This is a genomic window from Anabaena sp. CCY 0017 (genome assembly GCF_963920885.1).
Lineage (GTDB): Bacteria > Cyanobacteriota > Cyanobacteriia > Cyanobacteriales > Nostocaceae > Nodularia.
In genome coordinates, this window is record NZ_CAWUDG010000020.1 from 52,418 (window position 1) to 65,240 (window position 12,823).

A 12,823-nucleotide genomic window follows, 5' to 3' on the forward strand; every position below is an offset into this window, starting at 1 on the left:
GTGTACACACAAATGACTGAATTACCCCAAATCTTTTTTCTGTAGGGTGTGTTGTCGCGTAGCGCAACGCACCATTCTAAACTTCGGTGCTGTGATGTGGAATTGGTAATCAAAAACTCCCCTCTCCTTACCAAGGAGAGGGGTTGGGGGTGAGGTTCCGTTTCCTTAGTTCCTGTGAGCAACCTAATTTAGTATGATATTGAATCTACAAGCATTTACCCCATAAAAACTAACTATGTCCCAAAACTACCGCATTACCCTACTCCCTGGCGATGGCATTGGCCCCGAAATTATGGCCGTAGCGGTAGACGTGCTGAAAGTTATTGGTAAGCAATTTGACCTGCAATTTGAATTTGCAGAAGCCCTGATTGGCGGTGCAGCAATTGACGCTACAGGCGAACCCCTACCAGCCGCTACCCTAGATACTTGTCGGAATAGTGATGCTATTTTACTCGCTGCTATTGGTGGTTATAAGTGGGACTCCCTACCATCTAACTCACGCCCAGAAGCAGGTTTGTTAGGACTACGTGCGGGATTAGGACTATTTGCCAATCTTCGCCCAGCCCAGATTTTGCCCCAATTAATTGACGCTTCCACTTTAAAACGGGAAGTTGTGGAAGGCGTAGATATCATGGTGGTGCGCGAACTCACTGGTGGGATTTACTTTGGTCAACCCAAAGGAATTTTCGCTACTGACACCGGAGAAAAACGGGGTGTAAATACAATGGTTTACACTGAGTCAGAAATTGACCGCATTGGGCGCGTCGCCTTTGAAGCAGCCCGCAAACGTGGCGGAAGACTCTGTTCTGTAGATAAAGCCAATGTATTAGAAGTATCGCAGTTGTGGCGCGATCGCATAACTAAACTCGCTTCCGAATATCCCGATGTGGAATTATCTCACCTCTACGTCGATAACGCCGCCATGCAACTGGTACGCGCTCCTAAACAGTTTGATACTATTGTCACAGGCAATTTATTTGGCGATATTCTCTCAGATGCAGCCGCTATGCTGACAGGTAGTATTGGAATGTTACCATCTGCTAGTTTGGGTGCTTCTGGCCCTGGTGTCTTTGAACCAGTCCACGGTTCCGCCCCCGATATCGCCGGACAGGATAAAGCCAATCCTCTGGCTCAGGTTTTAAGTGCAGCTATGATGTTACGCTACGGTTTAGACCAACCCCAAGCCGCAGATAAAATGGAACAAGCTGTATTGCAAGTTTTAGCCCAAGGCGATCGCACAGGTGATATTATGTCCCCTGGGATGAATCTCTTAGGTTGTCGTGCTATGGGGGAATCATTAATTAGGGTGATGGCAAAATAATAAATTTACGCCTTAATTTGGCCTTAATTTGGCATTTTGGCAACCTTCTCTGAAGGGATCAGATAAAATAAAGACAAATCTAGCACTTTATATAACAGTCGATAGTGTACGCATTACGACAAGAACAAGCAAAATTTACTGCCCCTAAAAACCAGACTCCTTTGATTGATCCAGCCTTAATCAGAGCAGCAGGGCAGATTTACTACATCCACTGTGAAGTACATCCTGAAATAGCTGGACAACCTTCAGGTGTAGCAATTAATCACGTTACTCATCGCGGTAAAGTGATTTTCACTCAGCAACCAGTGCTTTTACCGCAAGAATGTTTTGTCCCCTTAAGTCAAATTGAATCACATATGTATTAGTCCTTGGTCATTAGCCCTTCTCTGCGAGACGCTACGCGAACGGCTACGCTCCCTTCGGCTTACGCTCAGGGCAAGCAGGGTAAATCATTGGTCATTTGTCATTGGTTATTACTTAACTTTTGACAAAATCCGTATGCGCTCTGAAAAAGTCTTAACATTTCTGTGCTGAAAAACAGAAACTCAGGCTAGAGTAGTGTATGCAAAATGACAAAGGACTATATGGACATTTTGATGGTCGTCCCGGCGAGTATCATTGTCTTCGCGCTGGGTGCATCTATCGGCAGCTTTATTAATGTTGTAGTTTATCGATTACCTGCTAGGTTATCTGTTCTGTGGCCGCCTTCTCGCTGTCCTCGTTGCTTAAACCAGCTCAAAGCTCATGATAATGTTCCGGTGCTGGGATGGGTATGGTTAAGAGGGCGATGCCGTTATTGTAAAACCAAGATTTCCATCCGTTATCCTGTGGTAGAGGGGATAACGGGGATAATTTTTTTGATTATATTTTGGGAATTTCAAGTTTCAATGATGACGATAAGTTACTGGGCTTTTTGTAGCTGGCTCTTGGCTTTATCTCTCATTGACTTGGATACAATGACCTTACCTAATATCCTGACTAAATCGGGTTTAGTTGTAGGGATTTGCTTTCAAATGGCTGTGGGCTTCTTTTCCCAAGGGGGTTGGATAGGCTTAGTCAATCACCTGATGATAGCCATAGTGGGAGCAGTATTAGGATTATGGCTGTTTGATGCGATCGCTTTCATAGGTTCTATGGCCTTGGGTAAAACTGCAATGGGTGCAGGTGACGCGAAATTAGCCGCCATGATGGGAGCTTGGTTAGGCTGGAAGTATTTGCTTCTAGCGAGCTTTATTGCCTGTTTAGTAGGTGTAATCATAGGTGGTGGCGCAATGTTACTTTCACAGCAAAGGGTTGGACAAAAAATACCTTTTGGCCCTTTTCTAGCTTTAGGAGCAGTAATCACCGTATTTAGTGGAGAACTGATTCTGTCCACCTACCTGGACTTATTTTTTGTCATTAGTTATTAGTCATTCTCCCCCCTGCACCCTGCCCCCTGCCTCTTCCCCCCTGTTTGTAACCGTCATTACCCCATACCCCTTTTACCTTTTGGTAATATCAGCTTGTAATCGGTATCACGATTCTTATAAAGAATAACCATTGGCTACTTTATTCTTAGCACTTTCTTCACTCAGCACTCAGCACTTTCTTGACTCAGTACTAACTACTCAGCATAGCGAGAGGCTTGTGTTGGCATCAGCATTTTCGTTAAGCTGGCAAGCACAGATAAAAAATCAGGTCTGAATTGCTTATAAGCTTAGTTTGAGATGTAGTCAAGAGTCAAAAGCTAAAATGGGGTGTTATTTGCATTTGTACAAGAGCAAATCTGGAGACTTTGAAAGCGGAGGTCAAGAGTCACGACTAAGTTGCTCTGGACTTATAACTTTTTCACCTGGACATCCCATAGTGGCTTGATATGTTTTCAACCTCATACCCACTTAAAAAAAAGATAAAATGGCAAACAACGAAGAATCACGTGGTTTAAAGTCTCTGGTAGATTGGTTTGCAAATCGTAGGAAATCAGGAGCTACCAATTTAGAACGCCAAGAACGGGAAATTGCTGATGGGCTGTGGCATAAGTGTCCTAAATGTGGCGTATTGAGCTATACAAAAGACCTAAAAGCTAACCAGATGGTCTGCGTTGAATGTGGACATCATAATCGGGTAGATAGCGATGAGCGTATCCGCCAGTTGATAGATATTAATACTTGGCAACCAATAGACGAGCATCTGCGCCCCACAGATCCCCTGCAATTTCGCGATCGCAAACCCTATAGCGATCGCCTGCGGGAAATGGAAGATAAACTGGGTTTAGTGGACGCAGTTAAAACTGGTTTGGGACAAATCAACGGTTTACCCATAGCCCTGGGTGTAATGGATTTCCGCTTCATGGGCGGTAGTATGGGTTCAGTCGTCGGAGAAAAACTTACCCGCTTAATTGAACAAGCAACTCAACGACGTTATCCCGTAGTCATCGTCTGTACCTCTGGTGGGGCGAGAATGCAAGAAGGAATGCTTTCTTTAATGCAGATGGCGAAAATCTCCGCAGCCTTAGAACGCCATCGTCAAGCTAAACTACTTTATATTCCCATTTTGGCAAATCCCACCACAGGCGGCGTTACCGCTAGTTTTGCCATGTTGGGAGATATTATTATTGCAGAACCCAAAGCAACCATTGGTTTTGCAGGTCGGCGAGTGATTGAGCAAACCCTGCGCGAAAAATTACCAGAAGATTTCCAAACCGCAGAAGATTTGTTAAAGCATGGTTTTGTAGATGATATTGTATCCCGCACGCAATTAAAAAATACCCTTACCCAGCTAATTGCATTGCACCAACCCCTACCAACTACACACCCGATGGTGATGTGGGAAACCATGAGTTTGACTTCTACAGTCGCTGAATAGAAGCGGTTTGGGAACCGGAGAGAAAAAGACTTCTCAATCCCAATCCCCTGTAGGGGCGGGTTCACAGATATCATTCTACGAAGAAGGCGGGCAAGATGCCCACCCCACAGATATTACTAAACCCGCCCCGACAAGCCCCAATCTCCTCACTCCTGCAAAAATATCAGGGGTACAAGTGCAACTAAGCGCAACAAACCAGAAAGGGCAAATAATCCTAACAAACCGCCACAATTAGTAAACTGCACGAGCAAACTGCCGAGAGTTGTACCTAAAGCACCACCAGCACCAGCCATAGCAGCTGCGATAGCTGCGCTCGCCGTAGGCATCGCAAAGTAGATAGACTGATTTTTAATTGGTACAATACCTAACTGCATATTGTTCGTACACAAATCAATAGCTGCCCAAGTCCCTCCAGTTAAAATATGTAACAGGGGTAGCCATAGCCACAGTCCCAGATGATTATTACTAATCCCAAACCACAAAAGTGGTGTAACTGCAACCAGAATTCCTACAAATAGTAGAATCGGACGATTACCAATTTTATCTGCTAATTTCCCCCACAGCATCAGCATCAACAAATTCGCCCCAGCTTGTAAACTGCTATAAAGTGATACCCAACTGATATCTAGATTCAGTGTATCTAACATATACAGAGTGAAAAAAGGAGCGCTGAGATTAACCGCAAACATCCAAAAGCTGAAATATAGTAAAAATATCAAAAAATTAGTGTTTTTCCAGATGCTGCTCAATAGCTGGTTTTGGGAAGGAATGGTGTTTGATGAGCAAATTAGTTCACCACTAAATTCATCTTGTACAGGGTAATTGCAAACAGTATTTTGTAATTGTGGATTCACATCAGCTTTAAAATACTGACAGCCCAAGCTCACGATGCCAAATATAATACATAAGAATAATACAACCCCATAACCTTGTAAAGTCCCGCCTTGCCAATGGGAGACAGCTAAACCCGCTAAAGGTAAACACAGTAAATTAGTCAGACTAGCGGCACTATTACGTATCCCAAAATACCTACCGCGTAATTTTCGGGGAACTATCATGGCTAACCAACTCAGCCAAGATGCACTTCCTAGTCCCCCCAAAAGATGGCTGAAGAGGACAATTGATAGCGTCAATACTACTAGCTGATGGGAAGTCACACCTCCCCACTTCCACCCTGCAATCCCTAACACTAAAATTAGCCACAGTACCCGCCCCAGTCCGTGAGTCTGTAGGGAATATTGAAAGCGGCTGGTAGTTCGTTCTGAGATGTAAGCGCCCAAGGGTTGAATCAGATTTACCACCATTGGAATTGAGGATAGCATCCCAAATACTACAGGACTGGCATCTAACTCTACCAGGAAATTACTCAGCAAAATTCCGCCGGTAGTTAGGGAAAAAACTGCTGCAAAGACTGCATCCAGAGTTGAGGCTTTTAAACTGGTGCGAATCTCGTTTTTGGTAATTCGAGGGCTGGGAGAAAGTATTGATGGCGGTGAGGTAATCTGGGGAATTTCCAGAGTTACCGTTGCGGTTGTTTCAAAATTAACAGAAGTCACGTCGCTGCGCTCCGAATTCAAAATTCAAAATTCAAAATTAAATACCCCACGGATAAATCCGGGGGCTTGTATCCTTTTTTCTTTGGTAATAATAATTCGTTATTTTACATCTTATTTCTCAATAAAAATACAGATTACTGAAATATAAATTTACAGAGTTAGACGATATAAGTTAAATGAAAGAGCTGGTATTTGTTTGTGAACAAAAAAAGCTGGATTAAATTTTTCGCCCTGGTAATAGCGATCGCGATCGCTGTAATCAGTTACCATAGTTTTCAAGTATCAACCCACCCAACCAGTGCTGTAACCATCAAACTTAGCGGTTGGGCTGGGAATCCGGTAGAACAAAAGTTATTAAGACAGTTACTACAAGACTTTGAAGCACAGCATCCCGATATCAAGGTGAGATATGAGGTAATCTCTGACCAATACATGGATGTCATCACTACTCGCTTGATTGGGGAAGCTGCGCCAGATGTGTTTTATCTGGAATCCTTAGAAGCTCCTTTGTTTATGGGTCATAATATCCTAGAACCGTTGAATTCTTACATTACCCCCGAATTTGACCTAGAAGACTTTGAGGATAGCTTGCTGGATAATTTTAAAAACGAAAATTATATCTATGGTCTGCCGAAAGATTATTCCACTTTGGCACTGTTTTATAACAAAAAAGCCTTTGCAGCCGCAGGTTTAAGCCGTCCTCCTGAGACTTGGGATGAATTACGCAGCTACTCCCAGCAGTTGACGGGGAAGGTTAACAGATACGGCTTTGGAATTACCCCAAAGTTGAGTTATCAAGCTTACAAAATTGCGGCTTTTGGAGGAAAGGTGGTTGATGAAAATGGTTATGCTGCTTTTGCAACTCCTGAAGCTTTGCAGGGTTTGCAGTTGGTGCTAGACCAGTATCAAAACGATAGGACTTCTGCCCAAGCTACTGATGTTGGTACTAATTCAGGAACGGAAATGTTTGGTCAAGGTCGGGTAGGAATGGTGATTGAGGGTAATTGGGCTATTCCTTATTTGGAAACGACTTTTCCGCAATTGGAGTTTGCGACGGCAGAAGTACCTACTATTAATGATAAAAAAGGTACTATGGTTTTTACTGTCGCCTATGTGATGAATAAGCAGTCACAGCACAAGACCGCAGCTTGGGAGTTAATTTCTTTTCTGACGGATAAGGAAGGAATGGCAAAATGGACGGGGACAGGGTTTGCTTTGCCTACACGGAAATCGGTGGCGGCTAAGTTGGGTTATGATCGGGATGCTTTGCGATCGCCGCTTGTGGCTGGTGTAGATTATGCTACTATGTGGCAGTTGGGTAAATATCCCGGTGCGATCGCTAATAATTTTGATAATCAGTTTCTTAGTGCTTTGCTTGGGCAACAATCTTTAAAGTCTGCGATGCTACGGGCGCAAAATGCCGCTAATCAGCAAATTCGTGCTAGGGAATAAGTTTTTTTGTCCTCACCCAGAGGCGCAGAGGCGCACAGAGGAATTTGAGTTTTTTTGCTGTGAGGAAAATATGGATTTGTTTCGCTTGTGTGTACACCTTAGTGTCATTGCGTTGGCGTAGGTCATTGCGAGGAGGAACGACGTAAAGCCTTCGGCATAGCTAGAGCCTCCGGCACGCGAACGCTTACCGCGTAGCGTGTCGCCTTGCGACTCAGCAATCGCAAGATATAAGATTATGCGATTACTTCGCTTCGCTCGTAATGACAGTTGAAAGAGTCTATAAACTTTGAAACCCTTGCACCCGGAATTGATCTCACTGAACTGATACCAAGGTTTTGAGTTGTCGCAACATTTGACTTGTTCCCTCATCAATGGCTTTTTGCACCAGATGGGGAATAATTTCTGTGATGGGTAAGTTGGGAAAGGTTGGACTAACAGAAGATTCTAAATATCTGTCAGTTTGAAGGATGTAAATTTTTAACCCAGAGTTACTGTATATCCATACTTCGGGAACCCCCAGGGCCGTGTAAGCATCAAGGGTAGTTTTTGAGGTGACATCAGATTCAATGGACAAGTCAGGGGGAGGATAGATACTTAAGTCCATTTGGGTACATCCTTTGACTTGGTGAGCATTTTGGATGTAAAAGCAGGTATCTGGTTCAATTCCCGCAATATCTGGACGTTTAAAGGTTGTAGAGCCGAAGTCCTCCCAATTGCGTCCTTGAATTTCTAAGATTGTGGTGATGATGTAAGCAATAATTCGGTGGGGACGCTCATGTAATGCTAGGGGGGACATGATTTCTAAAGTTCCTCGGTAGTAAGCAATGCGGGTGTGACGTTTTTCACCTAAGTCTGCGAGAAGTCCCTCAAAGTCGTCCCAGGAGAGGTTATGAATGGCGATGTGGCTACCGGGAGCTAATTCTATGGCTTGAATGGGTATAGTTACTGTCATTCTCTTCTCTGTGTTAGCTGCATTGCTGTTTCTACTTTAAACGCTGTGCGAGAAGTAATATGCCACGCCAGTAGGGTGGGTTAGCGCAGCGTAACCCACCATTATCTATTTTTAGCCTTTATATTCGTCGCGTTTCAATCCCTGATAGGGATTATGTGTGATTTTAACCTTCTTCTAAGCTATTAATTTGCGCAAAGCATTTAAAATTGTTTCAATCCCTGATAGGGATTATTTGTGATTTTAACAATGCTACTGAGGTTGTGCATTCTCGGCTATTCCTTCGTTTCAATCCCTGATAGGGATTATTTGTGATTTTAACGGTAAAATCGCCCGTGCTTGACCTCAACCCATTTCGTTTCAATCCCTGATAGGGATTATTTGTGATTTTAACGAATACTAATACTCGCGTAATTATTTGATAGTAGTTTCAATCCCTGATAGGGATTATTTGTGATTTTAACTCAGAGTAGCAGGGGTAGAAGATTTTGAATTAATGTTTCAATCCCTGATAGGGATTATTTGTGATTTTAACATCGAATGTTAGGTAAAAGGCTCTACCTACTTTGTTTCAATCCCTGATAGGGATTATTTGTGATTTTAACCCTAAATTTTAAAAAAGATCACCCCGCAGAAAAAGTTTCAATCCCTGATAGGGATTATTTGTGATTTTAACCAAAGGCTCTAGTCACTGGCATGATTTTTGTATAGTTTCAATCCCTGATAGGGATTATTTGTGATTTTAACAAAGTTACTCCGGTCGCATCAACCAAACCAAGGGGTTTCAATCCCTGATAGGGATTATTTGTGATTTTAACTCCAGCCGGGGTTTTGCGACATCACCAGCAACTACGTTTCAATCCCTGATAGGGATTATTTGTGATTTTAACACAAGTACTCAGTTCAAGCTTGCGGGAAAATGGGACGCTGTTTCAATCCCTGATAGGGATTATTTGTGATTTTAACCAGGACACACCAATAAACCGGAGCAAGCACCCACGCCTAGTTTCAATCCCTGATAGGGATTATTTGTGATTTTAACATATGCCAGCGCTCATCCAAGACCTCAGCGAATTTAGTTTCAATCCCTGATAGGGATTATTTGTGATTTTAACGTAATTTTGAGACTATCATGGTACTAGCTGATGTTTCAATCCCTGATAGGGATTATTTGTGATTTTAACATAATTTATATTTCCGGTCTGTTCATCCATAAAAGTTTCAATCCCTGATAGGGATTATTTGTGATTTTAACCCTGGTACGCCTTTCACTCCTGGTACACCTCTTAGTTTCAATCCCTGATAGGGATTATTTGTGATTTTAACTAATTTACTCTCATCCAGATATTTCACATTTAGGTTGAAAGTTTCAATCCCTGATAGGGATTATTTGTGATTTTAACAGATGTGTGTATGCCTGTGAAACCATCATATACCCCGTTTCAATCCCTGATAGGGATTATTTGTGATTTTAACTAGAAGAACAAGCTGATAGCATTGATTGGAATACAGGTTTCAATCCCTGATAGGGATTATTTGTGATTTTAACGAAAACTACTGTACATTCCATATCTCTATGGATAGATGGTTTCAATCCCTGATAGGGATTATTTGTGATTTTAACTAGCGATCGCTCGCTCTGTGACTTGCTACGCTTGCGGTTTCAATCCCTGATAGGGATTATTTGTGATTTTAACCGATGTCTGCTCTGCAATATCTGGAGTGGGAATTGGTTTCAATCCCTGATAGGGATTATTTGTGATTTTAACTCAACTCCAAGCTTGTCCAGTCAACCATCTCCAATTCAGTTTCAATCCCTGATAGGGATTATTTGTGATTTTAACTTCGGGTAAAACTTTTTTGCCGTTGGCACTAAAGTTGTTTCAATCCCTGATAGGGATTATTTGTGATTTTAACTCGGCGCAAAGCTAGAGGTTGGCTCCAACGGTGGTCGCGCCGTTTCAATCCCTGATAGGGATTATTTGTGATTTTAACATCAGCCAATAGGCGATCGCTATCTCAGCATAGCTACCGTTTCAATCCCTGATAGGGATTATTTGTGATTTTAACTTGCAGCCAACTACAAAAGCGTTGATGGCAGATTTGTTTCAATCCCTGATAGGGATTATTTGTGATTTTAACGGAAGCCGGTGATGATGTCGGGGAGACAAGTATCAGTTTCAATCCCTGATAGGGATTATTTGTGATTTTAACTAAAAGCATGATACAACAATATTCCGAGTCTCAGTTAAGTTTCAATCCCTGATAGGGATTATTTGTGATTTTAACTGAAATTAAGTAAAGTAAAATAGGTATCTCATGATTAATCTGTTTCAATCCCTGATAGGGATTATTTGTGATTTTAACGCAGAGACTCTAGCTGCATAGCCGCCATCTTCCATGTTTCAATCCCTGATAGGGATTATTTGTGATTTTAACTCTAAGCTCGAAAGCAAAACTGGTACTCATGCTCGGTTTCAATCCCTGATAGGGATTATTTGTGATTTTAACTTGCCGCGATTTTCCACATTTCAATGATGCTTCTTGTAAGTTTCAATCCCTGATAGGGATTATTTGTGATTTTAACCTCAACAGCAATCCGAGCAAATGTATTGAAAAGTGCGTTTCAATCCCTGATAGGGATTATTTGTGATTTTAACTCGCAATACTGGGCGGAACCGGTTACTAGTTTGGCTGGTTTCAATCCCTGATAGGGATTATTTGTGATTTTAACAAACCGAAGGCGATCGCCCCCACGAAAAGCAGCGTTTCAATCCCTGATAGGGATTATTTGTGATTTTAACGATCATTATTGTTACTTAGCCTACGTCGTAGAATGTTTCAATCCCTGATAGGGATTATTTGTGATTTTAACTTTATAGTCTGTCCATAGAAGAAGCTCACCTAATGTGTTTCAATCCCTGATAGGGATTATTTGTGATTTTAACAAAAATCATAGAGTCCAAGTTGGAAGCGATCGCTGTTTCAATCCCTGATAGGGATTATTTGTGATTTTAACACCTATTAAAGCTTCTTGCTTATTAGCAGGTGCGCGGTTTCAATCCCTGATAGGGATTATTTGTGATTTTAACCACGTTCGCAGATTTGGAAGCAGCTGCTGTTGAACGTTTCAATCCCTGATAGGGATTATTTGTGATTTTAACACAAATGTAAATGATTCCGGGGTTTAAAAATAAAGTGTTTCAATCCCTGATAGGGATTATTTGTGATTTTAACAGGCGATCGCTAATTGTTTATTTTATTTCACATACGTGGTTTCAATCCCTGATAGGGATTATTTGTGATTTTAACAAGTGTTATTTAAATCAGAAACTTGTAGAAATAGCAGTTTCAATCCCTGATAGGGATTATTTGTGATTTTAACTCAAGAAATAGCCGATCGCTTACAAGATTTTAATGTTTCAATCCCTGATAGGGATTATTTGTGATTTTAACCCTCGGACACCTTTTTGCCGAAGGCAGAATCAGTTTCAATCCCTGATAGGGATTATTTGTGATTTTAACAAGCTAAATTTTCCTTACAAAATTGCTCTACAGTTTCAATCCCTGATAGGGATTATTTGTGATTTTAACGGCGTTGGATCAACTTGTGCAATTAAAATCATATTCGTTTCAATCCCTGATAGGGATTATTTGTGATTTTAACTCTAGCACGATCCTTGTAATATTCCTCTTCTGTTTCAATCCCTGATAGGGATTATTTGTGATTTTAACGGAATTCTGTCGGAAGTCCCACTTCCGGGACCATTGTTTCAATCCCTGATAGGGATTATTTGTGATTTTAACATTAAAGATAATCTCTCTTGGTAATTAATGAGAGCCGTTTCAATCCCTGATAGGGATTATTTGTGATTTTAACTCTTAAGCTACTGGTTGAATATTGCCTGTGAAGTAGGTTTCAATCCCTGATAGGGATTATTTGTGATTTTAACATTGGGGAAGAAGAACTTCCGTGGGATGGATCAAGTTTCAATCCCTGATAGGGATTATTTGTGATTTTAACTTAAAGCCTGATGTGGGAAAGTAACAGATGCTAGTTTCAATCCCTGATAGGGATTATTTGTGATTTTAACGCTGTTTCTTCGTCATTAAATTTACCTCTAACTGGTTTCAATCCCTGATAGGGATTATTTGTGATTTTAACTTGCAAGCACTGAATTAGATATTTACAGTCCAGAAGTTTCAATCCCTGATAGGGATTATTTGTGATTTTAACGTAATTCATGATCCTGATGATGTTTTCAGGCCTCAAATCCTGAGTTTCAATCCCTGATAGGGATTATTTGTGATTTTAACTATTGTTCAACGATGGACAGCATAGGTGGAAAGGGTTGTTTCAATCCCTGATAGGGATTATTTGTGATTTTAACTGATAAACCCGGATATGGAACTTTAAGTGAAGGAGAAGTTTCAATCCCTGATAGGGATTATTTGTGATTTTAACCTACCCCGGCAAAAGCTTTTTCAAGCTCATCCAGAAATAAGTTTCAATCCCTGATAGGGATTATTTGTGATTTTAACTTTATTGATAGCAAAGAATTCTGAATTGTCTTCCCCGTTTCAATCCCTGATAGGGATTATTTGTGATTTTAACTTACTGGTGTTTCAATGCCTGCTGGGGGGGAGGGTCTGTTTCAATCCCTGATAGGGATTATTTGTGATTTTAACCTAAATACTCAA

Annotated in this window: 7 protein-coding genes and 1 CRISPR repeat array (1 of these 8 only partly in view); of the genes, 5 read left to right on the forward strand and 2 right to left on the reverse strand. The window is 41.4% G+C overall.

What is annotated here, in order from left to right; genetic code table 11:
- The first annotated feature begins 235 nt into the window (after positions 1-235).
- From leuB to accD, 4 genes are all read left to right on the forward strand, one after another.
- On the forward strand, positions 236-1,321 hold the full coding sequence (leuB, locus tag ACM0OW_RS19885) for a 3-isopropylmalate dehydrogenase (RefSeq protein WP_414551874.1): 1,086 nt from the start codon (positions 236-238) through the stop codon (positions 1,319-1,321).
- 104 nt (positions 1,322-1,425) lie between these two features.
- On the forward strand, positions 1,426-1,686 hold the full coding sequence (locus tag ACM0OW_RS19890; RefSeq protein WP_414551875.1) for a hypothetical protein: 261 nt from the start codon (positions 1,426-1,428) through the stop codon (positions 1,684-1,686).
- Between the two features lie 219 nt (positions 1,687-1,905).
- Complete coding sequence (locus ACM0OW_RS19895) at positions 1,906-2,730, forward strand: prepilin peptidase (RefSeq protein WP_414551896.1); 825 nt, start codon at positions 1,906-1,908, stop codon at positions 2,728-2,730.
- Between the two features lie 484 nt (positions 2,731-3,214).
- The gene (accD, locus tag ACM0OW_RS19900) at positions 3,215-4,165 is read left to right on the forward strand and encodes an acetyl-CoA carboxylase, carboxyltransferase subunit beta (RefSeq protein WP_414551876.1); all 951 of its coding nucleotides are present in this window, start codon (positions 3,215-3,217) and stop codon (positions 4,163-4,165) included.
- Positions 4,166-4,311: 146 nt separating this feature from the next.
- On the opposite strand, the gene ACM0OW_RS19905 is transcribed toward accD, so the two are convergent.
- Positions 4,312-5,721: an MFS transporter gene (locus ACM0OW_RS19905; RefSeq protein WP_414551877.1), complete on the reverse strand. Its 1,410-nt coding sequence runs from the start codon at positions 5,719-5,721 to the stop codon at positions 4,312-4,314.
- Positions 5,722-5,919: 198 nt separating this feature from the next.
- On the opposite strand from ACM0OW_RS19905, the gene ACM0OW_RS19910 reads away from it, so the two are divergent.
- Positions 5,920-7,173, forward strand: coding sequence for an ABC transporter substrate-binding protein (locus ACM0OW_RS19910; protein WP_414551878.1), 1,254 nt, complete (start codon positions 5,920-5,922; stop codon positions 7,171-7,173).
- Positions 7,174-7,486: 313 nt separating this feature from the next.
- Here ACM0OW_RS19910 and ACM0OW_RS19915 read toward each other — a convergent pair whose 3' ends face one another.
- Positions 7,487-8,125 carry a Uma2 family endonuclease gene (locus ACM0OW_RS19915; RefSeq protein ID WP_414551879.1) on the reverse strand — a complete coding sequence of 213 codons (639 nt, stop codon included), beginning with the start codon at positions 8,123-8,125 and terminating at the stop codon, positions 7,487-7,489.
- 131 nt (positions 8,126-8,256) lie between these two features.
- A CRISPR array of direct repeats spans positions 8,257-12,823; the repeat unit is 37 nt; unit sequence GTTTCAATCCCTGATAGGGATTATTTGTGATTTTAAC (it continues 1,730 nt past the right edge of the window).